We start from the raw sequence: 21,476 nt of genomic DNA on the forward strand, positions 1-21,476 counted from the left end.
CCGGTAGCCGTGTCCGGCGAGCCTTCGACCGTGGTGCCGTCGCTGCGTGGGTAGCGGGTCGGCGGTCTGTGCGGCGTGTCCACACTGCTCGCCACTCTAGCCGCATACCCGCGCATACCGCTAGATTCCTGGCATGACACAGCTTCGGCAACTTCAGTACGTGGGCGGGCCGTTCGACGGTGGGCGGGCGCCCGACGACTTCGCGGACCGCGTCGATATGCGGACCCCGCGCGGGTGCGGGGCGTACGTGCGGCAGGACACGGAAGAGGGCGTCACGGTGTACCGCTGGGTGCAGGAGGGAGCCGCGGCCGAGCTGTTCGCCGCGTGCACACCGAACAGCTACCCGCACGAGGACGGCCGGGTCGAGCACGGCTATCAGCTCAACGTCCTCGACCAGGACCTCACCGTCCTCACCACTGTGGAGCTTCCGGACTGGGAGACCTTCGACGAGGAGGCCGCCGGCCGCCGTCTCGCCGACGCGGGCTTCACTCTCCGATCCGGCCCGGACTCCGCCAGCCCGGGCGGCTGGAGCCCTGCCGGCCTCGGCTACATGGCGTCCGTTGCTCGCGCCGACACCGGACAGGCACCGTAAGCACTCGGCGCGTTTCGGCTTCCGCTCCCTCGGCGCACCGCTAGGGTCCCGATATGAGCGACCAGCCGATCGTGCCGCCCCCGTCCGACGCCGGACTTCCGCCGCTGACCCCGGACGAGATGCCGCCCCAGCTTCAGACCGCGCTCAAGCAAATGAGCAGGCGCGGCCCCGTGGTCGACGTCATGACGGGGCAGACCGTGGCTGATGCGGGACGGCTGGTCGGCGAGCAGCCACACGAGGTCCTGGTGGGCTGCTCGGGATGCGCGCGGGCGGTCGCTCAGGGCTGGTGGGGAAGCATCGCCCGGCATGCGGGTTCTTCCGGCGCGCCGGTGTGCGTGATGTGCGGCGAGGGCGAGGCGACGCTGTCCGCGGTGGAGTGGTTCCAGCTCGTGGCCGAGTTGGCGGCCGCGCGGACCGCTGCCGGCTCGCGGCGTTCGTGGCGGGAGGACGCCGTGAAGGGCCTGGGGGTAGTGACTCCCATGCCGTGCCCGACCTGCGTGCCGGAACAGCCGCAGGGATAACCGCCCCAGGAACGACGTCGCTCCCGGCGCGCACCGCGCTACGGTGCCTGAGGGGCCCGGTACCGCACCCCCGTCGGTACCGGGCCTCTCAGCGTCCTTGCTGGCGTTGCTGGGCGGCCAGGGCCCGCCGCACGATCTGGACGCGTTCCTGGTGCGGCTGTTCCGACCTCTTCCCCCGAACGATGCACAGGACGCCCGGGGCCGCCCTGCAGCGCGGGCAGGTGATCTTCGACCACTGCTCCTTGCCCACGGCGCGCGTGTTCGGGCTCTTGTACGGGTTACCGCTCCCCCCACGGCCGCGGGGCAGCGTCGAAGCGGGGTCGGGCTTCGTAGGTCTTTTCGGCGGCTCCTGCCGGCACTTCCCCTTGGGATGGATGGGCTTGCCGCGGGTCCGGTGTTCGTTGCTGGTGTGCGCGTCCCCCTCGATGGCGTAGCCGCAGAACGCGCACACGAGGGGTCCCCTGTTCCTCGAGCGCCGCGTCGTCTTGCTGCTGGCCTTCTTCGGCTTCTGGGCCGGCACGGTCTCGACGGTGCCGTCGGGCCTGGTCACGGTGACCTCGGAGGCGGGCGGCGTGCTGTAGGCGCTGAGACGGGGCGCGGCCATGTAGGTCTGGCCCTTGGCGCCGCCTGCCTTGCGGTGCTTCATGGCGCGGCAGTGTAGACCCGGAGCACTGGTCAGTTCGCGTAGTCGTGCTGGAGCCGGTCAGCCTGCGCCTGGGCGGCGACGGTGTCGGCGGCCCGGTCGAGGGCGGCCAGGAACGGGTCTTCGGCGGCGTCGAGGATGGCGTCCCGGGCGAAGTCCTCGACGCTCTTGCCGGCGGCCGCCGCGGCGCGCTGCACCTGAAGGTACTGGTCGGGCGTGAGAGGCGCTGGCGCGAGCAGGCAGAGGGCGAGTTCCATGCGGGGACCGTACCAGCGCTACAGGGGCCGCCAGGGGCCTTCTCGGGGCGATCTTGGCGGTGGCCCAGGGTTCGACCCAACCCGGGAGCACGGGGTTCGCGCGGGCCACCATGGACCGGCCGCTGATCAAGGCGGCCGGTGCTCCATCGCCTGACCAGACTACGCGGTGCCCTCGAGGGCCTGGCGCTGCGCGAGGAGGGTGCGGCGCATCGTCTCCCAGCGGGTGGGGACCAGGTCCTCCTCCGGGACGCCGGCGGCGTCCTGCTTGATCTGCACGGCGTCGGCCAGCTTCTTGTACCACTTGCTGATGCCGCGGCGGTGGATCGGGACGCCGAAGTCGGGGTTCGGCGGGGTCGACAGCCACAGGTGCCGGGGGACACCGCCCTGCAGGCGGGTGATCAGTTTGTCCCGGCGGTCGAGCCAGTCGCTCAGCCGGCGTGCGGTGTCTTCGCTCAGCTCCCAGGTTTCGGGCTCGGGCATCCGTCCGCGAAGGCCGCCCTGCGGCTGGCGGACCAGGGCGAGGGTTCTGGCGTCCTGGGTGAGGGTGAGGTCGTCGAGGAGCATGCTCTCGAGCTCGCCGAGGCGGGGCAGGACGTCCCGCATGACCGCCCACATGGCCAGTCCACGGACCAGGGCGTCCGGGCGGTCCGCTTCGGGCCACTTGGCGGCCTCGTCCTCCAAGTGCTGGGTGATGAGGTCAGCCAGCCGGGGGGGCACGGTGGGGCGCAGCGTCATCGGCGGCATGTCGGGGGTCTCGAAGGGGATCCGCGCCTGCCGGGCGAACGCCTCCAGACAGTAGATCCGGATGCGCTCGGAGGCATCCACGCTGGTGGGGTCGGTGGAGACCGTGGGCATGGACCGCAGGAACCCGCCGCGCCCCAGGAGCAGGTAGGCGTGGACGGCGTCGGGGGCGAGGAGGTCGGCGAGGGAGTCTCCGGCGGTCTCGGTCAGTCCGAGCGGGAGGGCCAGGGCGAGTTCGCCGGCGACCCATTCGAGTTGCTGCAGCCGGGCGTCCGAGACGACGTCCTTGGCGGTGCGGTTGACCGTGCGGAACGTGTCCAGGACCCGCTCGAGCTCGCGCAGCGCCGTTGCGGTCGTGGGCACAGCGGTGAGAGCGGCCGCCGGCATCGGGCGGTCGCCGCTGGCGCTGAAGTGGCGGGCGGTCGAACTCATGGCCAACAGTTTGCCGTCTCCCACGGGCACGCGACGCTCGTTCGCCGGGGCCCGGCCCGGGAGGAGAGGTCCCGGGACGGGCGGGCGGGTTGCGAGCCGTGCCCCCAGCCTAGTTCAGCAGGCCCCGGCGGCGTGGCGGGTTGATCGGCTCCGGCTCGTACAGGGCCAGGAGAAGCGCTTCGGCCCGGTCGGGGGACTTCATGCCGCGGGCCTTCATGACCTTCTTGGACTCGACGACGGAGTAGCCGCCCGCGTTCGACAGGAGTTTCGGGGTGGAGAGCTGCGCGGCGGACTTCTTGTCGATGAGGAAGCGGAGCCGGCCGCGGCCGGTGGACGGGTCGGGCTGCAGGAGGCTTCGGGTGGCAAGCCACATCTCGTCGCGTTTGCGGTACGGGCGCATGACCGCGCCCGGGTCGTCCTGTGTGGGGTTCTCGGACACCATCACGCCGACGATCTGCGCCCGGTGTCGTCCCGTCTCGGCCCACCGTTCGAGCATGCTGGTGACGCCGTGGCCGATGCCGTTCTTGTCGACCTTGACGCGGACGGGGTGCGGCGAGTTCAGGGCGTCGGCCAGGCGCTGCGCGGCGTGGATCTCCTCGAGGACCTTCTCCGCGACCTTCACCTGGTTGTCGTTGGCGGAGCCGGCCGACGCGTGCCGGTTCTCGAGGGCGTCTCCCACGGAGCGGGCGATGGCGAACTCGTCGCCTCCGTCCGCGGCGACGTCGACGCCCAGGCGCACCCAGGCGCCTTCCTTCACGGTGTGCGTCGCGGTTTCGCCTTCGAGGCCGAGGTCGCACAGGCGGTGCCAGCCGGGCCCGGACGGGTCGGGCTGGCTCAGGGCGTCATCGACCCAGGTGGGCGGGATGACGAGGCCGCCGCCTCCCTTGGGGAATCGGGCGTAGACCTTCGCGATGACGTACGGGTGGTCGGGGCCGTACGACCTGATGGTGCGGTCCACCCAGTCCTGATCCGGCATGTGCCGGGCGAGGGTGTGCCGGTCGTGGGTGGAGTCGGGGCAGTCGGTGCAGTACGGGACCCGCTCCCCCGTGATTGCCGGGGAGTCCAGGGAGGAGATCGGCAGGGTGACGGTCGTGGGTTCCTCGGGATCCTCGCCTTCGAGGCACAGTTCCTCGAACCAGGACGCCGGGTCGTCCATCGCTGGGTTGCCGATCGCCAGCATCGCCGCGTGGCCGCCGGTCAGCAGGTTGTTCGTGCCGTGGCCGATCATGGGCGCGATACCGCCGGCCTCGTCGACAATCAGCAGGATGTGAGCCATGTGGATGCCCTGCATCGCGGCTTCGTCGTTCGCGGGGGCCGAGAAGCCGTACGCGGCGACGAAGTCGTGGCCCTGCGGGGTGGGCATCTTGTACTGGACGGTGTCGCAGTACCCGGGCAGGCCCGCGCGGGGCACCACTTTGCGGATGTGGGGCCACAGCTGCCGCTGGACCTGCCGGAACCGGGTGGCGGTGGTGATGCACAGCGCGGTACCGACCGGGTAGACGTTGACGAACCAGACGGCGGCGCGCGCGGCGAGGTGGGTCTTGCCCACGCCGAAGCCGGCGGGGACCGCTACGCGCTTGTGGGTGACGATCGCGTCGAGGACGTCCCGCTGCAGGCTCCAGATGGACTCGCCGAGGACGTCCTCCACGAAGCCTGAGGGGGTGTCCCGCCACAGGCCGTACAGGGAGCCGGTGGCCCGTTCGACTTCCCGCATGACGTACGGGCGCTCGCGGGCGCTGATGTCGTGCTTGAAGGCGTGGCGGCGGGCGGGGACGGGGGCGCGGAGCAGGATGTCGGCGACGTTGGACGCGTCACGGGAGACGACTCCGGGCTTGCGGGCGTTCTGCAGCTCCTGACGGGAGGGGGCTACGCGAAGACGCGGAGACGGGGGCTGCGTGCGGGACATGGCCCGGAAGGTGCTGTCCGCGGGGGGTTAGTGTCGCGGCCTGGCCGGGGCCCATGCCCAGGCCTCCGGCCAGACCGCGTGATCCGGCACTCACCCGAAAGGATCCTTCTCACCTCCGCCCTTTCACGGAGACCTCGTGCCGGAAGTCTGTGCCGGGGGCGGCCCCGCTCCGGAGAGGTGGAGCAGGGACGCCCCCGGTCTCGGGGGTGCGGTGCTGGCATGCCTTCCCCGACGGGGGGGGTATCGGGGTCGGTGGACCAGCCGCACTCTGTAGTACGTCAGCGAGCGGAATTTGTTACGCCTGGCCAGTGGCCCGCTTCCGGCTGGTCCGGAATTCCCGGCGCAGCGCGTCGAACCGGCGCGCGGCCGGGCTGTTCAGGGCACGGTCCAGGTCGGCCTCGGTGAGCCGCGGCGGCGTGAGATCGACCGTCACGAAGACGGGTTCCTCGAGGACGTCGACGGGCTTGCCCAGGGCAACCCACTCGTCGAGGGACGTCCTGACGCTCGCCTGCAGCCGGGCCAGGCTCTCACTGCTGAGCGGGGCCGGGGCCGCAGCCGTCTGCCCTCTCCCTGCGCGTTCCTGCCCGGCGGGGAGGATGGGCTGGAAGACAGTTCCGGCGGTGCCGTTGCTGCTGCGGTCCTTGCTGCTCGCTTCGAGTTCCTGGAACTTCTCGACGAGCTGGCTGATCAGAGAGAAGAGCGCGCAGTCGGGGCAGCCGCAGTCCTGGACGAGGCGCTCGGCGGCCGCGGGCGTCTCGGTGGGCTCGGCGGCTTCGGGGACGGCCGGCTGCTCGGTGGGGCCCTGCTTCGCCTCGGCGTACTCGGTGACGCGTTCGCCGGCGGCGGCCGCGGCCCTGGTGGTGTCGAGACTGGCGAGCAGGTCCTGTTCCTCCTCGGCCCGACGGATCGCCTGCCGGAAGATTTCCATCTCCGACTCGACGACGGAGCGCTCCTGCGGGGGGAGCAGGAACCACGGCGTGGCTTCCTGGCCGACGCTCTGGAGGAGCGCCCGGCGGGTCTCGTAGAAGTGCCGGGTCAGGTTCGGCGGGAGCATCGTGCGTACGGGCATGGATGAGGTCATGTCTGGTGGAACGTCAACGGCCGGTTTTTGTGACACCTCTCCCCCTCGCCGCTGCTGCTGGCTGGTGTTCGGCTCGATCGGCTTCGGGGAGGTCCGCGCCGATGCCTGAGCGAAGCGAAGGCATCGGAACTCTTACTTCATTGTGGTGCTTGATCTTCTTACTAAAGGCGCCTGATCTACCGGCGACCGGGCCTCCGGCGGCCGTTTCACCGGAAGCCGGAAACTCAGGCCCCGGTGACCGGCGCCTGATATTCAGGCCCCGGTCTGACCTGCGGGCAAAGGGAAAGGCCGGTCCCGAAGTGCTCGGAACCGGCCTGCCAGCAGGGAGAGTTCAGTCAGCGGTTACGCGCCAGACGTGCCGTCCGCTGCTGCTGCCAGATCAGCTTCGTAGTGACGCCGGCGTGCTCGGCGATCTTCTCGCCGCTCCAGCCGTACGGCTCCTCCGAGAGGACCAACGCCGCTTCCCGCATGAACACCACCGCCGTCGCCCGGCGGGCGCGCGCCGCGGCGACGATACGGGCCAGCCGCGGCAGCTCCTCGGCCGCGTCGTCGACCCGCTCGATACCGGCCTCCTCGGCGAGCTTGACCAGCTTCTCGGGACTGTCGCCGACGGGCAGCGGCTTCTTCGGGTCGTCGTACAGGGCCTTGCTCAGGACCTCGCGGTACGCGTTCGGAGCGATACCCAGCACCTTCGGGAGGCCCAGCACCTGCTCGTAGAACCACAGCGAGGCTGCAGCCTTGTCACGGTCCGGAAGGTGCAGGGCGATCTCCGCGTCTGCCTGACGGATGATCTCGGCGGCACGCTCGATCCGGTCATCCGGCCGGGCGATAGCGCCGAGCTCCTCCTTGACGTCACGCTGTTCCCGCTCGCGGATCGCCGCGAAGTCGGACGTCTCCACACGCTTCTTCGAGTAGGTCATTCCGGCGACTCTGGGCATGGCTGCCGTTCTCCGTCTCACGCTGTGGCGCGTTTTGCGCCTGACGCCGACTGGGGTAACCCCACGCCTGCGCACAGCAGAGAATAATACAGCTCCGAGACCCCCGTGTCAGGGGTGAGGGCGGCGCACCGGCACTGACCTGCACCGGAGCGCCGCGAACGCCACACCACCCACGATCAGCACCCGTCCTTGCCCGTCCCGCGCCCGCGTCTGTCCGGGGGCTGGGTCGCGCGGGGTGTCAGTGAGGGCGATCCGCCCGACACCGAGGGCCGGGCCGTGCGGGAGACGGACGGCCCACAACAGCAGCCACGGCCCCAGCCGCAGCCCGCGCGGCCACCGAACGTAGGCGTTCAGCGTGACCTTCGAGCTCACCGCGGCCCCCTGCCCGCGGACCTCCGGGCCCAGTCCTGCTTCCGCTCGCCCCACTCCTTGCGGGGCATGAGCGTGAACACGGCCAGGGCGCGGCCGCCGAGGACGAACTCCAGGCCGGCCTTCGGGCCGGTGCGGTCCTTGCCGTGCAGCATCCAGCCGAGACCGATGATCGGGGCCGGGCTCGTCGGCGGGATACACCAGACCATGACGCTGTACCGGCCGACGTCGAGGTGCCGGCTCCGGTCGATGGACAGCCACGCCGCCGTCAGACAGAACACGACCGTCGCCAGCGGCGACATCGTCACCCACATCAGCACGGTGGGAAGCACGTAGAACAGCGCGAACACCGCCCAGCCGCCCAGGCGGCGCGCCAGGGACAGCTTCCAGCGGACCGTGCCAGGGAGCAGCCGGTACATGGTGAGAAGGTCCCCGTCGTTCCACGCGTAGTGCGTGGTCGACCGCTTGGAGTACGAAGCCTCGTGCGACCCGTCATGCCCCGCAAGACGCTGGCACTGCCAGTACTTCGCGAGCCCACTCGGTCGTGCGGTGCACTGCCGCCGGAGCCTCATCGCTGCCCCTTCCAGAACAGGACATCGGCGACGCCATCGACGAGGCCCTCGACCACAGCGGCGACCATCTCGCCCGGGGACCTTCTCGGCGCGCGGCCGCGCCTGCCGGGCTTGAGCGGGACGTACGTCTCTCGGCCGCGGGCGGCCCACCATCGGCGCCTCATCGGGCGGCCGCCACGGTCGTAGCCCGCACGCCGTCCGGGGTGAGCCGGTACTCGCTGCCGTCGGGGTAGCGCACCAGGACCTCGCCGGGCAGCTCCGGCCGGCGGACCTTCCACCCCGCCTCGTACGACTCCCGCGGGTGGTCCTCGAACCAGCCGTTGCAGACCCGGCACACCAGCAGCAGGTTGTGCGCCTGGTTGATCCACTCCTCCCGGGCGCCGCCCATCCCCCGGTTCACACGGTGGTGGATGGTCAGGTCGTCCTGCTTCCCACAGCGCACGCAGGCGCCGCCGTCCCGCTCATAGACGATCGCCTTCACCACGTCGGTGGGGCCGGTCCGTCGTCGTGCCACGGCACTGATCTCCTCGTCTGCCCCGAGCGCCGGACCGTCCACGGTCCTGGTGGGCGCACCCGGGGCGAGGAGGGGAGAGTGGACGGCCGCCGCGCCTTACGTCGCCTCGCGCCCGGCGCGCTGCTCACCAGCCCTGCACGACGTGCACGCTATCCGTGCACCACGGTGGTAGGCGGCCGCGTCTGCCTGCCGGGAGGTCTGCCAGACGACCGAGACCTGCAGGCACGGAAGGAGGAGACCGACCCCGATGCGTTGCGAAGGCCGGGCCGGACAGTAGCGGTGCCTGACCAGCCCGCTGCCCTCCCGGATGTTCCGCAGAAGACGCTTCCACGTACCCGGCGCGCGCTCACCGCGCCGCCCGAACTCCGCGAACGGAGCGAGGGTCACCACGGTCAGTTCGAGCTTCCGCCACCTACGCGGTCCGCCCAGTTGCCAATTGCGGATCGTGATGCCGTCGTTGTTCACCGGTCGAATCACGTACCCCCGAACCGTCAGCGGGCCAACCCGGTACCCAGTGGGCCCGGTACGCCGTCGCTTCACAGCACTGATCTCCTCGCCTGCCCCGGGCGCCGGACCGCGTCGTGCACAGTCCTGGTGGGCCACGCTCGGGGCGAGGCGGGGAGAGTGGGCGCCGGCCGCGGCTTACGTCGCGTCCAGGACCTGGTGCAGGTCCCTCCAGGCGGTGACGCCGAGGATGTCCTGGGCGAACCCGGTGAGGGTGTCGGCCCACAGGATGTACGGGGTGCCGTGCCGCAGGTACGACAGGACCAGGAGGTCGAGCACGGTGTCGTCGTCGAGGACGTGGAGGGTGGCGCGCCGGTCGGCGGCCGCGGCCGCGGTCAGGTGCTCGAGCTGGTCGAGGCGAGCGAGCCAGTCGGGGACTCCGGATGTGCGGGTGCACAGCCCGCTGTCGACGATGTTCCGGGCGCGGGCGGCGAGGGCTGCGAGCCGGGTACGGGGTCGTGCGGCAGTCGTGACCATGGCCGCGGACCGTAGGGACCAGGGCGGCTACCGTCGCGCGCTACCGTGCTCGCTGAGGTGAGGTGACGTGAATCCGCAGCTCTGGCCGCGTCACCTCACCTCACCCGGCCGCTTGCCCAATTGGGCAAGAACCGTCTCGGCCCGTCAGGCGGCCGCGCGGTGCTCGGCGAGCGCTTCCTCGAGGACGTCGAGCATGGCCGCGACGTCGTCGATCTTCACGTACGAGATTCCGAAGGTGACGGTGCCGTCGGGGTGGACGTCGAACGCGTACTCGGCGTACGTCGTCTCGTCGTCGTAGTGGTAGCTGCCGGGCTCGGCGCCGGCGAATCCGTCGGGGCCTTCGTCGAACCAGCCGGTGCCCCAGGTTTCCGCCATGGCGTGGCCGACGGCGGCCTTGGGGACGTGCTCGAACTCGATCGTGGCGCGCCCGTGGTCGTCGAGGCACACCTTGCCCTGGCCCTCGCCGGGGGTCTCCCAGCGCAGGGTGGGGCCGAAGCACTGGCACTTGGTGGCCGGCTTCAGGGCGGGGAACGCCGCGGTGAACGCCTCTTGTGCGGCGAGCTGCTGGTCGTTCCAGGTCATCCTCCAGTCGTGGATGGCCTTCATGACGTGCGGTTGCACTCGGTTCCTTCCGGCCGGCGGTGCGGGGCCGCCGGGCGGCGGCCGCAAGGGCGTACCGCCAGCAACCGGCGCACCCTGCCAGAAACGGAACATTTGCGTCCGGCCCTTGTTACTGGCCGGTCGGGAACACAGCTGCGCCCCGACCGGAGAGTCGTCCGGCCGGGGCGCAGCGTGGGAAGTGGGCGAGTTTCTACGCGTCGTTCGTGCAACCGGGGACGGACGGGCCCGGGCACGGGGGCCGAGGCGCCTCCGGCTCACCGGCACCGGCCGACGGCGTCCCACCGTCACCGGTGCTCGGCGACTCGCCGCCGGTGGGCTCGCCCCCACCACCGCCGGGCGAGGGCCACGCCGTCGGGTCGTGGGTCACGGTCGGCACCGGGGTCGGTTTCGCCGGCGAGTCGTCGCGGACGATGTTCAGCACGCCGAACCCGAGGGTGACCAGCAGGTTGATCATGAGCATGGCTATGAGCGCGGATTCGTACGCCGAGCGGGTGCCGCAACGGTTCGAGCGGAGCTCGAAAGACTCCAGCTCGGCCGGGCAGGCGCGGCAGGCATCCTTCGGAGCGGGGTCTGACACGGTGATTCCTTCCGTTCGGGTATCAGGCCCGCGGACTGTGACCGGCCCGGGCGGCTTGTGTCGCGCCCTGGCCGGGGTGAAGCCGGAGGGGTGGGTGTCGCAGCCGAGACAGAAGCTGCCGCTGGCCCAGCAGCGGTGGCTGGTCACCGCTTGCTCAGGGAGACCCGGGGCGGAGCAGCCGGCGCTTTCGGGGCGGGCGGCGCCTTCACCGCAGGCGCCTTCACCGCAGGCGCCTGCGGCCGCTGGGCGCTGCTCCCCGAACCGCTGGCGGGCGGCACGATGACGGCGCCGGAAGGGGCGTAGGGCTGGCACGTCACCGGGTCGACGGTGCCCGTCACAGCCGGGGCGCAGCGTCCCGTGCTGCGCTCCTTGTCGGTGCCGTCGTCGTGGACCAGGACCGCGACGAGGATCACCAGGGCGAACACGAGGATGCCGACGCCGACGCCGATGATCAGGTGGGAGACGCGGTCGCCGGGCGGGTTCTTGGTCTTCACGGTGTGGCCTTCCAGGCGGAGGGGTGAGGCCAGGAAGAGTGGACACCAGGCGGGGCTTGCGTCGCGCGCTGCCCACGGCGCGGTCGCCCGGGCCCCGCGCGGGCAGGCACGCACGGGGCCGGGACGGTTCGGTCACAGGTAGGTGAGCTGCAGCTCCGCGCCGAGGAGACCGCCGTTCACCACGGTGGTGGTGAGCAGCGCGCGGACGGGGCGGCCGTCGACCTCGAGGGGGACGACGGAACCGGCGGGGGCGGAGCTGCAGAAGGTGATGCGGCGGCCGGGGCCGAACAGCACGCTGGGGTTGGTCACGAGGTAGGTGCGGGCGGTGCGCGTCACGGCGTGGCCTCTCGACGGGGTAGGCGGCCCCGTGCGGGCCTCCCTGTACCCCTTAGCCGGTCTCGGACCCGGCAGGACAGCGCCGGGCCCGAGACCAGCTTTCAGGCGTCGCCGTAGAAGGCGTCCATCTGGACGTTCCACTCGGCGAGGTCCGGATGCGTGGCTACCGCCTGCGCCTCCATCGCTGTGATGATGCTGAGCGTCTTACGGAACGCAGCGTTGGCCAGCACGACGTTCGCGTTCATGGCACGCGCCTGACAGGCAGCGCGGTCGAATGCGGCCGCGGTGCGGTGGAGCTGGGGCCCGAGCTTGTCTCGCTCCTCCATCTTTCCCCCTCTCGTGTGGTAGCCAGTGTGGCAGCCGCAGGCGAGTAGAGGGCTCCGATTCAGCCAAGCCGGCCGCGGCAGCGCGTTCTCACGGGCGAGAGGTACCGCGTCCCGCCTGCCTCCGCGGATGCGGCAGCCAGAGCCAAGGCCGCTCCCCCTCGCCGGAGACCTTCCAACCGTGGGGGTGAACGTCTGCGTCTGTTGCGGCAGCGACGTTCACCATGGCCACCAGGTCAACCCCGGTGAGCTGCGCCCGGGTCATACCGGTCGCCGACATCAGATCGAAGGTCGGGACGGGCACAAGGATCTGGCCGTCGGCGAACGAGGGCACGGAGACGTGCGCCGTGCTCGGGCCCACGCGAACGACGTGGACCCATACCCGCTGGAACATGGCGGTCACGCGGCCGTTTCGACGTCACCATGCTGCAGGGGCACGGCGCCGTCGGCGTGCTTGAGCGCCTGGCGGGCGTCGACCAGGGCCTCGCCCTTGACGCCCTCCTCCTCGCAGAGCTTCCACCAGCGGTGGCACTGCACCGCGGCGGTGGCGGCGCGCAGCTCCTCCATGAGCCGGTCGAACTCGGCGGCGGCGTCGGCGGGCCAGCCGGGGGAGGCAGGCCGGCCGAGGTGTTCCCGGCCCCGCTCGGTCACCTCGGGCCAGCCGGGGTGCGGCTCACGGGACCAGGGCAGCGTCTCCTGCAGGGCGTGCAGGGCGGCGTACAACTCGGCGGCCTGGCGCTGGGCGGCGATCAGCTCGGGCGGGAAGGCGTGCGGGTCGAACGGGGCCGGGGCGGCGGAGGTGCTCATCCTTCGGAGCGTACTTCGCGGCTCCGACAGTGCTCCGGCTCCGGCTGGTTCCGCATGCTGGCGTCGGCGTGCTCGAGGTCAGCGGACCCCGCTTCGCCACCGGGAAGGGGGGCGAGGACGGTGACGGGCGGGGCGAGGCGCTCGGCGATGACTTCGCCGAGCTTGCGGCGGAGCTGGCGTTCGTACTCGGCGCGCAGGGCCGGGTCTCTGGAGATGACGTTCCAGTCGAAGCGCGGCACGAGCTGCTGGTAGCCGTGCTCCGTGCCGTTCACGGTGAGGCTGACTCGCAGGGTGACCGACTCGGCGAACGGGTTGGCGGAGGGGAAGTCGTACACGGGGCGGGACGGCTCGAGGGTGCTCATGCCTGGGAGAACGTCGGATCGTCAGGGCTGTTACAGGGCCCGGGAACGGCGGCGGCCCCCGCCGGGCGTGGCGGGGGCCGGGAGGGGCGGGGCGGGGTCAGGTCACCAGGGCGTAGTCGGTGGGGGTGAGCATGTCGTCCAGGTCGTAGAGCTGGGCGAGGTAGTCACGCACGAGGGCCTCGCCGAGGCCACCGAGGACGCCGGACAGGACGATGGCGGCCATGACCGGGGAGACGACGTCGGCGGCCTGCTGGAAGGCGCTCGTACGGCTTCCCTGCCACGGGTAGGAGCGGCGGAAACCGACGAGGAGCCCGGCTTCCGATTCGGTGAGGCGCAGCCCGTCACGCTCGCGCTTCCAGGTGCGGGACTTGCCGGTGAGGCACCACGAGGGGCCGTCGGCGGAGAAGCTGTTCCCGCCCTTGGCGCGGCCGGTCTTCGGGTCGACGGGCCGGTTGCCGCGGGTGTTGACGCGCTCGCCGGGTTCCCAGCCGAGGGCCTGGGCCATGGTGGTGGCGGGCAGCGGGCGGATGCGGGCGGTCTTCACGGTGTTGTACCAGCGGGTGGCGATCATGTAGACGCGCTTACGGCGGGACGGCAGACCGTAGTCGGCGGCCTCCAGGACCTCGCGGCTGGCGTACATCCACTCCGACGAGTAGAACTCCATGCTCAGGTCGTCGAGGATCTCCTCGGGGAGGTTGCTGGACTGCTCCATGGCCATCCAGCGAATCGGCGCTCCGGCGGCCTGCAGGGCGAGGGGCCAGATGACGACTTCGAGCATGAGCGCGATCCGCGGGTCGCTGACGGCGGCGGCCTCCGCTCGTACCTCGTCCCAGGTGGCGCCGGACCGCTCGCGGTAGCCGACGTGGTAGCCGTGCTCCGCGCACATCGGGCACTCGTCCAGGTCGGGGTACAGGTCGTCGCAGTCGATGTCGGTGACGGGCATGGTCCCGGCGGCCTCGCTGACGTAGCCGATGGCCTCGCACAGGATGCCGATGTTCTGGGCGTCCAGGCCGGAGAGCTTGCCCGCGGGGGAGAACGTCGGGCACGGCGGGCTGATGATGACGGCGCCGGTGTGGCGCAGCGCGATGTGCTCGGGGTCGAGGGTGGTGATGTCGGCGCAGATCCGGCGGTGTCCGGCCTTGCGGGCGGTGGCGCAGGCGTCCGGGGAGATGTCCACGCCGACGGCGTCCACGGCCACGCCGAGGACGGCGGCGATGCCCTCCGACCAGCCACCGGGGCCCGCGAACAGCTCAACGACTCGGATCGGGTCGCCGGGGAGCGGGGCGAGGAGCCACTCGGCCGGCCACGGGGCGGCGGCCTCTTCGAGGACCGGGAGGACCTTCGCGGGGATGGGCAGTCCCGCCTTGCGCGCCAGGGTGGCGACGTGGACGGCGGTCTGGATCTTGGCCGGGAGGGTCATCATCGGGGCTTCCTTCGTTCGGGGCTCGGTGGTTGCTCTCCACCAACACCCCAAATAGTACAGCAAAGAGACTCGCGTAACGAGTGACCAGGGGAATCGCTACGCAGAGTCTCACGCCTGCACCAAGAGAGGTGAGGGGGCCGGGGCGCGACGGGGCGCTGATCTGCGACCAGCGCCCCACGGCCGGCCCCGGTCAGCCGACGGGCGCGGACGGCTCGGCGTGGCCGCGCGCCGGGCACTCGTCGCCGTGCAGCGCGCACACGGACGGGGCAAGCGGGATGCCCAGCGGGGTACGCCCTCCGTCGTCCTCCGCCTGGATCTCCTCGGCCGTGCGCAGCTCGCACGGCAGGAAGTCGAGGAACTCGTACGGGAACGCGGCGTCGATGCGCTGGAGCAGGTCGAGGACCTCGGCCGGGTTGCGCGGGTTGGTGTCTCCCCACAGGGCGCCTATGCGCTCCGGCACGGCCGGGAGCCGGTAGGAGCCACGGCCGTACGGGCTCAGTTCCTGCACAGTCTGGCCCTGGGCGTCCCGGACGGAGTGCAGCTCGACGGAGTCGTCGTCGTAGTCGCCGGACGGGCGGGTGAGCACCAGGTACGCGCCGGTGGGGAACTGATGGTGCAGCGTCGTGGAGATCAGGGTCAGCGTGCCGCGGGCAACGTTGTGCGCGTTGGCCATGGCGTCGTAGAACGCGGAGACCGGGAGCAAGAGAGAGGCGGTGGGCATGAGAGGGGTCCTTCCGGAGAACGGGGGTCAGCGAGCGAGCTGGGGGGCGAGGGAGATGAGGAAGTCGACGCCGACGCCGTGCAGGTCGACGGAGGACGGCGTCGTGTCGTGGGCGCGGGACTGCGGGTCGAAACCAGCCGCAACGTACCCGTACGGGCCCGGTCCGGCGCTGAAGATGAGTCCGCCCTGCTCGGTCTGCTCCACCCGCGCGTACCGGGCGAGGGTGGCTGCCAGGCGGCGCTGCAGGCGTCCCCGTATCCGCGCGGGTGCGGGCGCGGGCAGAGGGCCCAGGGACGGCGCGTACAGGCGGTCCGGGGCCGGGATAGGCAGGAACCGGGGCAGAGCCCGCTCGACGGCGCGCACCGGCCCCTCGATCTGCACGTCCGCTACCGGGTTCGCGCCGTGCAGGGACGCGGAGTACCGCAGCCCGCTGGAGGCCCAGGTGACAGTCGCCGTGCTCGCCAGCAGACCGGCCCGCTCGTAGGTGGCGGCCCCGGCCGCGCGCATCGCTGCGCCGATCTCGGCGAGCTGGGCCAGGCGCACGGGCGCGGCGTCGGCGGCCGGGGCGGTCCGGGCGGCTTCGTCGTCGAGGACGGGCAGCACCAGGCGCAGGATCTCCCGCGCGACACGGTCCGGGGCGAGCCGGTCGGTACGCAGGTCGGGCCGGTACGGAACGCGGTCGGGGAGCTGCCAGGCGATCTCTGTGCGCCACGGGTGCCATACGAGGATCAGGACGCGGTCGCCCTGGACGAGGCGGGCGGTCGGGGCCGTCGACCACCAGGAGGTGCACGCTTCGGTGGTCCAGGGCAGGCCGGCCCGCTCGGGCAGCAGGGCGGCGATGTCACCGGCGAGGGCCAGCGCGGGGCAGGACGGGCGGGAGAGGAGAGCGAGGCGGGCGAGGCGGGCGGTCGAGGTCATCGAGGGGCCTTTCACAGGGGCCGCACCCCACGCGGGGCCGTGGGGTGCGGCGGACGCGGGCGGGGTGTCAGACGAGGTGGGGCACGACGGTGAGCAGCAGATCGACACCGATGCCGTCGAGGATGGCCACCACCTGGCGGGAGTCGTCCGCGTGGTCGGTCGGCTCGTCGTCCTCGGGCAGCGCGATGAACCCGTTCACGTCGTCGAGGCTGCCGAACGCGACCTGATCGTCAGCGATGGCACGAAGCTGCGGGAACCGGTCCGTCAGATGCCGCGTGAACACGCTCCCCGGGTTGTGGGGCACCCGGATGTCGGCCGGGGGCAGCAGGACCGGCAGAACGCCGTACAGGCCGGACACGGGGCCCTCGTAGGACAGGGAGAGGATGCCACCTGCCCGGGGCACCCACAGGCCCCACCCGGCCCGACTGGGCGCGGTCCACTCGATACCGAAACTTCCGTCGGCGCGGTTGGTCGGCTCGACGTGCGCGCCGTGGTCGATGAGGTCGAACCCGACCTCGTTCATGAGCTGCGCCCCGTCGATGACGACCTGCTCCCAGCCGTGGGCGCGCATGGTGGCCTGCATGGCTTCCCCCTCCAGGCGGGGCAGGACGGTGCGCAGCACCACGGCGGCCAGCTCGGCAACGGGGTCGGGGCCGAGGTCGGTGAGGACGGCGTCCGGGGCGAGGGGCGCCAGGTCGTTACCGGGCCGGTCGGCGTAGACCTCGATACGGCCGGGCAGCTCGACGATGTCGAAGGCGCGGTCCCCCTGCCGGAGACGGGACATCGCGGCGCCCGCGCGGATGAGCTGAGGGGCGGGTCCGACCGTCCAGGGCACACGCCGGCGGTCGGGGAGCAGCGCGGCGAGCGGGGCGGCGGTCACGGTGTGGGCGATGGCAGTGGCCACAGGGGTGTTCCTCTTCTTCGGGACGTTCCGGCGCGGTGCTCTCCGGCCGGGTGATCTGGTCATGCGGGGGGTGCTTGCGTCGCGCGGGCCCGGGGCGCGGCGGCCCCGGGCCGGTGGGGTCAGTCGTCGGGCTGAATGCCGTGGACGTTGTCGATCAGGCGCCCGCCTTCGTCGCGCACGTACTCCTCGTACGCGTCCTGGATGGCCTGGCGGTGGGTGTCGAGGTAGAACGTGGCGGCCCACGCCATGCCGTCGGTGTCGTCCTGTCCGTTGACGTGGCGGTCGACGGCGGCCTGGTCCTCGTCGGCGACGGTGTGGGATTCCTCGATCGTGAGGTTCCCTCCGTGGTCCCAGCGGCCCAGCAGCAGAATCGTCATCGTCAGCTCTCTCGTGCGGTGCGGAGTGTGGGGCCGCGCCCCGGGTTGGCACGTGCGGCCGGCCCCGGGGCGCGGTGGTGCATGTCGGCTCAGCGGCGCACGGTGGTGGCGGCGTCGAGGTAGGGCTGTCCGCATCCGGCCGGCGCGTCGCCGGTGATGGCGCGGATGGCGGCGGCGGACTGCTCGGCGAGCTCGTCCAGGCCGTCATCGGCGCTGGCCAGTTCGAGGTAGGCCCCGGCGTCGCACTTGGTTGCGGGGTCGGGCAGCTCCGGGTCCTCGGGGAAGTCGTCGTCGGTCGAGGGTCGGTACGCGATGACCAGGTCGTCCTGTTCGTCGATGCAGAACGTGAAGTCGGTCGAGTAGGGGCCGGAGAGGGTGCCGGAGACGCCCCACGGGCCGGACTCGGCGGTCCAGCCAGGGCCGAGGACGCGGGCGGTGGCGCGGGCGATGTCGGAGATGCTGAACGGGTACTCGGTGCCCGGGGCGGGCGTGTAGTTGCCGTTCTCGTCGTACTCGGGCGTGACGGTCGTGGTGCTCATCTGGTGTTCCTTCGATTCGTGGTGTCCGGCGTGCTCTCGCTGGGGGAACGCCGGGCGGGCGTGTGCTGTGACAGGCCCGCCCGGCGTGGGGTGGTCAGTGCTGGTTGCAGGGGCGGGCGTTGTCCACGCGGACTTCGTCGGCGAGGCGCATGAGGCGCTGCCACAGGCCAAGGGCGGAGTACAGCCACTCGGCGGGGTGCTGGGCCTGTGTGGCGGTGTCGGCGTGCAGGGACCGGAGTCGCCAGGTGAGGGACTGCTCCCGCTCGGCGAGGGCCGGGCGGGTGGGGTTGAGGGGTTCGGGGGTCGGCAGGGGGCGGCCGGTGAGCTGGTGGAGGACGTAGTTCGTGAAGTCGGTGGGGAACCGGGTGGCCGGGTGTTCCTCGGCGAGCCTGTCCGCGTGCCACAGGGCTTCGGTCGCTTCGACGGGGACGGAGACGAGGGCGCCGGGGGTGTCGGTCTCCAGGTGGTGCGCGGCGGTGTCCAGGTAACCGGCGATGGTCTCCAGGACCGGGCGGGTGGCGGGCGGGGCGTAGCGGTCGCGGGCGATCTGCGCGATGACGCGGGCGCGCTGTGCGGCAAGGGCGTGCGGGGTGGTGGTGCTCATGGTGTTCTGTCTCCGGTGCGTGAGGGGGCCGGGGCGCGGCGGGAGGGGGGTGCCGCGCCCCGGCGGTCTGGGGGTGGGTCAGGCGGCGGCGCGGGTGGCGGCCGGGTGGCCGAGGGCGAGGCGGGCGAAGAAGTCGGCGATCTCGGCGTTCTTCGGGCGGTAGCCGGAGAGGGCGACGGCCATCAGGTCTTCGCGGGTCCACAGGGCGACGGACAGGACGCGGTGACGCTTCTTGCGGGCGAGGTCGCCGGTGCGGGAGACGGTCAGGCCCTTCTTGCCCTTGCGCTTCTTCGTGGTGGTGCCTTCGCCGGGGATGCGGGCGAGGCCCTTGGCCTTGCGGGTGACGGCGCCGGAGTAGTTGTGTGCGGCGAGCGGGGAGACGCCACCGGCCACGAGGTGGGCCGACATGGGGGCGGGTCCGGCGGTGACGGCCTTGACGGCGTTGCGGACCTCGCGGTTGGCGCGGGTGCGGTCGCGGAGGATGGCGGCGGCGCGGCGGGTGGTGGCAGTGGCCATGAGTGGTTCCTTCGTTCGGGACGTTGGCGGTGCTCTCCGCCAACACCTTCATAGTACAGCAATAAGACTCCTGGGCGCCAATCCGCCGGGCATCTGATGCCGTTTCCCCAGGTGGAACGGCGCGCACCATCGTGGGCGGTGCGCGCCGTGAATCTCACGCCTGAACTATGCGAGGGTCAGAAGAGGGCGCCGGTGTCTTCGGTGGGCGCCGGGGCCGGCGTGCGGGGCCGGGTCCGGCGCGCGGGGGCCGGGGCCTCCCCGAACAACGGCTCCGTGCCGCACGGGTCCGGGACGGCGGGTACCGGCCGGCTCACCTCGTCCGCGTCCACCAGGGCGAGCGGGGCTTCCTCGTCGAAGTCGGCGCGCCCCATCCTGGTCCAGTCCTGCCCCGGCTCCCCCGTGCGGGTCGGCTCCTCCAGCCGCCGGGCGGGAACGATGACCAGCAACTCGTCGGCGTTGTTGAGCTGGCACACGGGGTCGAGGTCGAGTTCCCGGCGCTCCCACACGGTCAGCGCGATCGGGTCCGTGAGGTACGTGTGCGGGTCGCTGCGGTGCTGTCGGCACAGCTCGCACGGGCATGCCGGGTCCACGGAGCGCGGGGCGGCCTCGTACGGGGTGCAGCCGTACGGCAGGTAGCTGACTTCGGCGGCGCGGTCACCGGGGCCGCTGTTGTACGCCTCGCCGAGGACGACGTCGCCGCGCTCGATGCGGTCCGCTCGGACGATGCGGACGTGGGCGGGGTCGAAGGCGTAGGGCTGCGTGCCGTCCGGCCTGGCCGTAAGGCGAACCGGGCGGGTGGTGGGGTCGAGGTCGAAGAAGACGGGGGTCATGACGTGGGTTCCTCTCAGCGGTTCAGGGCGGCGGGGGCCGGGTGTGTCAGGCGGTGCGGGCGTCGGCCCACGCATGGATGAGCGCAGTCCCGGCCTTCCTGGCGGCCTCAGCGGGCGCCGCTCCGCTGTCGAGCGCGGCCAGGTAGCAGCGCGCGGTCCCCTCGACGGCCGCGGGCCGGGTGAACGTCGCAACGAGCCGTTCGAGGTTCAGGTGGGGGAACTGGGCGCACAGGGCGCGGGCGGCGTAGACGGCGATCCGGCCGACGGCGTCGCCGAGCTGCTCGGCCGGGGTGGCGGTGCGGGGGGTGCTGGTCATGGCGTGCGGTGTCTTCCTGGCGTGAGAGGGCGGGCGGGGCGCAGCACGGCGGGGGTGCTGCGCCCCGGACGGGTTCGGGTGCTAGATCAGCGCTGGGAGGCGTTTACGTCGCGGCCGTCGTCGGCGAGGGCGTCGGCCTGCCCGTCCTTCCAGCCGTCCATCCAGGCGACGGTGCCGGGGTTGCTGCCGTCGCCGGTGACGTTGGGGATCGTCGGCGCGGTGCCGTCGCCGAGGTCGCGCACGCCCGCTTCCCATCCGGCGTTGTACGCGGCGGTGACGGTTGCGTCCGTGGCGGGGTCGGTCTTGCAGGCGCCGGTGTCGGCGAGGTCGTGCTGTCCGTCGATCCAGCCCTCGTTGTAGGCGGTGACGAGGGGGTCGTCCGAGTCGGGAAGGGTGGGGATCGGCCCCGTGCAATCGGTGGCCATGAAATCGTCCTGCCCTTCGGTCCAGCCCTCGTTGTAGGCGTCGGCGATGGCCTTGTCGGTCACGGCCGGGGTGGCGGTGGGGGCCGGGGCGGTGGCGACCGTGGGGGTGGGGAGGGGCGTGCCGGCGTGCTGGTCGGCCGTGGCGGGACTGAGGACGGCGGCGCTCCCCAGGAACGCGGTGGCGAGGCCGGCGGCGAGGATCGCGGCGGGACGGGGGCGGCGGGTGAGGAAGCGCGGCATACGCATGGCGGTGTTCCTTCGTTCGGGACTTCCCGGGGTTGCTCTCCCCGGGGCGCCGGTCGGCGTGGAACAGAACGTACAGACCCCCCGCAGAAAAGTACAGCCGTGAGACTGAAGCCGGTGGGTTGAAGTCGCCCCACCTGGCATTACGTGGGTTTTTCGAGGTCTCATGTTGCACCCGAGTCTCATTGCTGTACTGTTCTCTTCAGCGGTTCACCCCGCCGCCCCGGAGAGCAACCGGGGCACGTCCCGACCGAAGGAACCCCGCCATGCCCGTGTCCCTCGACAAGATCCCCGCGCCCCGCCCGGAAGACATGGACCGCGCCCCCTCCTACCGCGTCGAACTCCGCAAGTTCACCGCTGGCTTCTTCGTCGTCGCGGACTTCTACCGGCTCACCATCACGACCGTGGAACGCGCCGCCGACAACGACGTGGAGCGCAGCCTCCAGGAAGCCGCCCTGAAGGAGCAGGCCGCGGCCCGCACCCAGTGGGAGCACGTCTACATCGTCCGCGCCGAAAACGCGGCCCGCGCCGCCGGGCTCATCCGCCGGAACTTCTGGGGCCTGCGCCCCCTCGGCTGACCACCCCCGCACCGC

General features: G+C 71.9%; 31 protein-coding genes. 3 read left to right on the plus strand and 28 right to left on the minus strand.

Annotated features, from left to right (window positions below):
- The first annotated feature begins 133 nt into the window (after nt 1-133).
- Together ACFYOJ_RS28050 and ACFYOJ_RS28055 are read left to right on the plus strand one after the other, a co-directional pair.
- Nucleotides 134-592 carry a hypothetical protein gene (locus tag ACFYOJ_RS28050; protein ID WP_356555752.1) on the plus strand — a complete coding sequence of 153 codons (459 nt, stop codon included), beginning with the start codon at nt 134-136 and terminating at the stop codon, nt 590-592.
- A gap of 53 nt (nt 593-645) precedes the next feature.
- Complete coding sequence (locus ACFYOJ_RS28055) at nt 646-1,113, plus strand: hypothetical protein (protein WP_356555753.1); 468 nt, start codon at nt 646-648, stop codon at nt 1,111-1,113.
- 88 nt (nt 1,114-1,201) lie between these two features.
- Here ACFYOJ_RS28055 and ACFYOJ_RS28060 read toward each other — a convergent pair whose 3' ends face one another.
- The 28 genes from ACFYOJ_RS28060 to ACFYOJ_RS28195 form a co-directional block, all read right to left on the minus strand.
- Nucleotides 1,202-1,759 carry a hypothetical protein gene (locus ACFYOJ_RS28060; protein WP_356555755.1) on the minus strand — a complete coding sequence of 186 codons (558 nt, stop codon included), beginning with the start codon at nt 1,757-1,759 and terminating at the stop codon, nt 1,202-1,204.
- A 29-nt stretch (nt 1,760-1,788) separates the two neighbouring features.
- Entirely contained in the window at nt 1,789-2,013 is a 225-nt protein-coding gene (locus tag ACFYOJ_RS28065) for a hypothetical protein (RefSeq protein WP_356555757.1), read from the minus strand.
- A gap of 159 nt (nt 2,014-2,172) precedes the next feature.
- Entirely contained in the window at nt 2,173-3,186 is a 1,014-nt protein-coding gene (locus ACFYOJ_RS28070; protein ID WP_356555759.1) for a hypothetical protein, read from the minus strand.
- Between the two features lie 109 nt (nt 3,187-3,295).
- A complete protein-coding gene (locus tag ACFYOJ_RS28075) occupies nt 3,296-5,092 on the minus strand; it encodes a hypothetical protein (protein WP_356555761.1) in 1,797 nt (598 codons plus the stop codon).
- A gap of 295 nt (nt 5,093-5,387) precedes the next feature.
- A complete protein-coding gene (locus tag ACFYOJ_RS28080) occupies nt 5,388-6,161 on the minus strand; it encodes a hypothetical protein (protein WP_356555762.1) in 774 nt (257 codons plus the stop codon).
- 347 nt (nt 6,162-6,508) lie between these two features.
- Nucleotides 6,509-7,111: a hypothetical protein gene (locus ACFYOJ_RS28085; RefSeq protein WP_356555764.1), complete on the minus strand. Its 603-nt coding sequence runs from the start codon at nt 7,109-7,111 to the stop codon at nt 6,509-6,511.
- A gap of 368 nt (nt 7,112-7,479) precedes the next feature.
- A complete protein-coding gene (locus tag ACFYOJ_RS28090) occupies nt 7,480-7,899 on the minus strand; it encodes a hypothetical protein (RefSeq protein WP_356555765.1) in 420 nt (139 codons plus the stop codon).
- Nucleotides 7,900-8,212: 313 nt separating this feature from the next.
- On the minus strand, nt 8,213-8,566 hold the full coding sequence (locus ACFYOJ_RS28095; protein ID WP_356555767.1) for an HNH endonuclease signature motif containing protein: 354 nt from the start codon (nt 8,564-8,566) through the stop codon (nt 8,213-8,215).
- A 642-nt stretch (nt 8,567-9,208) separates the two neighbouring features.
- A complete protein-coding gene (locus ACFYOJ_RS28100; protein WP_356555769.1) occupies nt 9,209-9,547 on the minus strand; it encodes a hypothetical protein in 339 nt (112 codons plus the stop codon).
- Between the two features lie 144 nt (nt 9,548-9,691).
- Nucleotides 9,692-10,168 carry a hypothetical protein gene (locus tag ACFYOJ_RS28105; RefSeq protein WP_356555770.1) on the minus strand — a complete coding sequence of 159 codons (477 nt, stop codon included), beginning with the start codon at nt 10,166-10,168 and terminating at the stop codon, nt 9,692-9,694.
- Between the two features lie 190 nt (nt 10,169-10,358).
- Nucleotides 10,359-10,745 carry a hypothetical protein gene (locus ACFYOJ_RS28110; RefSeq protein ID WP_356555772.1) on the minus strand — a complete coding sequence of 129 codons (387 nt, stop codon included), beginning with the start codon at nt 10,743-10,745 and terminating at the stop codon, nt 10,359-10,361.
- 143 nt (nt 10,746-10,888) lie between these two features.
- Entirely contained in the window at nt 10,889-11,239 is a 351-nt protein-coding gene (locus ACFYOJ_RS28115) for a hypothetical protein (RefSeq protein ID WP_356555773.1), read from the minus strand.
- 132 nt (nt 11,240-11,371) lie between these two features.
- Complete coding sequence (locus tag ACFYOJ_RS28120) at nt 11,372-11,575, minus strand: hypothetical protein (RefSeq protein ID WP_356555775.1); 204 nt, start codon at nt 11,573-11,575, stop codon at nt 11,372-11,374.
- Between the two features lie 101 nt (nt 11,576-11,676).
- On the minus strand, nt 11,677-11,901 hold the full coding sequence (locus ACFYOJ_RS28125) for a hypothetical protein (RefSeq protein WP_356555776.1): 225 nt from the start codon (nt 11,899-11,901) through the stop codon (nt 11,677-11,679).
- An 88-nt stretch (nt 11,902-11,989) separates the two neighbouring features.
- A complete protein-coding gene (locus ACFYOJ_RS28130; protein WP_388598183.1) occupies nt 11,990-12,301 on the minus strand; it encodes a hypothetical protein in 312 nt (103 codons plus the stop codon).
- Nucleotides 12,298-12,705, minus strand: a complete 408-nt coding sequence (locus ACFYOJ_RS28135) for a hypothetical protein (RefSeq protein WP_356555778.1) — start codon at nt 12,703-12,705, stop codon at nt 12,298-12,300. Before ACFYOJ_RS28135 ends, ACFYOJ_RS28130 begins: the two co-directional genes overlap by 4 nt.
- Nucleotides 12,702-13,067: a hypothetical protein gene (locus tag ACFYOJ_RS28140; protein ID WP_356555779.1), complete on the minus strand. Its 366-nt coding sequence runs from the start codon at nt 13,065-13,067 to the stop codon at nt 12,702-12,704. The genes ACFYOJ_RS28135 and ACFYOJ_RS28140 overlap by 4 nt, the downstream gene beginning before the upstream one ends.
- A 97-nt stretch (nt 13,068-13,164) precedes the next feature.
- Nucleotides 13,165-14,490, minus strand: a complete 1,326-nt coding sequence (locus ACFYOJ_RS28145; RefSeq protein ID WP_356555781.1) for a DNA cytosine methyltransferase — start codon at nt 14,488-14,490, stop codon at nt 13,165-13,167.
- Nucleotides 14,491-14,680: 190 nt separating this feature from the next.
- Nucleotides 14,681-15,211 carry a hypothetical protein gene (locus ACFYOJ_RS28150; protein WP_356555783.1) on the minus strand — a complete coding sequence of 177 codons (531 nt, stop codon included), beginning with the start codon at nt 15,209-15,211 and terminating at the stop codon, nt 14,681-14,683.
- A gap of 27 nt (nt 15,212-15,238) precedes the next feature.
- Nucleotides 15,239-16,129 carry a hypothetical protein gene (locus tag ACFYOJ_RS28155; RefSeq protein WP_356555784.1) on the minus strand — a complete coding sequence of 297 codons (891 nt, stop codon included), beginning with the start codon at nt 16,127-16,129 and terminating at the stop codon, nt 15,239-15,241.
- Between the two features lie 67 nt (nt 16,130-16,196).
- Nucleotides 16,197-17,033, minus strand: a complete 837-nt coding sequence (locus ACFYOJ_RS28160; RefSeq protein ID WP_356555785.1) for a hypothetical protein — start codon at nt 17,031-17,033, stop codon at nt 16,197-16,199.
- A 119-nt stretch (nt 17,034-17,152) separates the two neighbouring features.
- Nucleotides 17,153-17,410 (minus strand): hypothetical protein, encoded by a 258-nt coding sequence (locus ACFYOJ_RS28165; RefSeq protein WP_356555787.1) that lies wholly within the window; start codon nt 17,408-17,410, stop codon nt 17,153-17,155.
- An 89-nt stretch (nt 17,411-17,499) separates the two neighbouring features.
- Complete coding sequence (locus tag ACFYOJ_RS28170) at nt 17,500-17,949, minus strand: hypothetical protein (RefSeq protein WP_356555789.1); 450 nt, start codon at nt 17,947-17,949, stop codon at nt 17,500-17,502.
- A gap of 94 nt (nt 17,950-18,043) precedes the next feature.
- On the minus strand, nt 18,044-18,553 hold the full coding sequence (locus ACFYOJ_RS28175; RefSeq protein ID WP_356555791.1) for a hypothetical protein: 510 nt from the start codon (nt 18,551-18,553) through the stop codon (nt 18,044-18,046).
- 78 nt (nt 18,554-18,631) lie between these two features.
- Entirely contained in the window at nt 18,632-19,069 is a 438-nt protein-coding gene (locus tag ACFYOJ_RS28180; RefSeq protein ID WP_356555792.1) for a hypothetical protein, read from the minus strand.
- A 176-nt stretch (nt 19,070-19,245) separates the two neighbouring features.
- Entirely contained in the window at nt 19,246-19,899 is a 654-nt protein-coding gene (locus tag ACFYOJ_RS28185) for a hypothetical protein (protein WP_356555794.1), read from the minus strand.
- A gap of 46 nt (nt 19,900-19,945) precedes the next feature.
- Nucleotides 19,946-20,215 (minus strand): hypothetical protein, encoded by a 270-nt coding sequence (locus tag ACFYOJ_RS28190; RefSeq protein WP_356555795.1) that lies wholly within the window; start codon nt 20,213-20,215, stop codon nt 19,946-19,948.
- Nucleotides 20,216-20,301: 86 nt separating this feature from the next.
- On the minus strand, nt 20,302-20,886 hold the full coding sequence (locus tag ACFYOJ_RS28195; protein WP_356555796.1) for a hypothetical protein: 585 nt from the start codon (nt 20,884-20,886) through the stop codon (nt 20,302-20,304).
- A gap of 263 nt (nt 20,887-21,149) precedes the next feature.
- Here ACFYOJ_RS28195 and ACFYOJ_RS28200 point away from each other — a divergent pair, with 263 nt between their 5' ends.
- A complete protein-coding gene (locus ACFYOJ_RS28200) occupies nt 21,150-21,461 on the plus strand; it encodes a hypothetical protein (protein WP_356555798.1) in 312 nt (103 codons plus the stop codon).
- Nucleotides 21,462-21,476 lie beyond the last annotated feature (15 nt).

It is taken from the genome of Streptomyces sp. NPDC006384 (assembly GCF_042870695.1).
GTDB lineage: Bacteria > Actinomycetota > Actinomycetes > Streptomycetales > Streptomycetaceae > Streptomyces.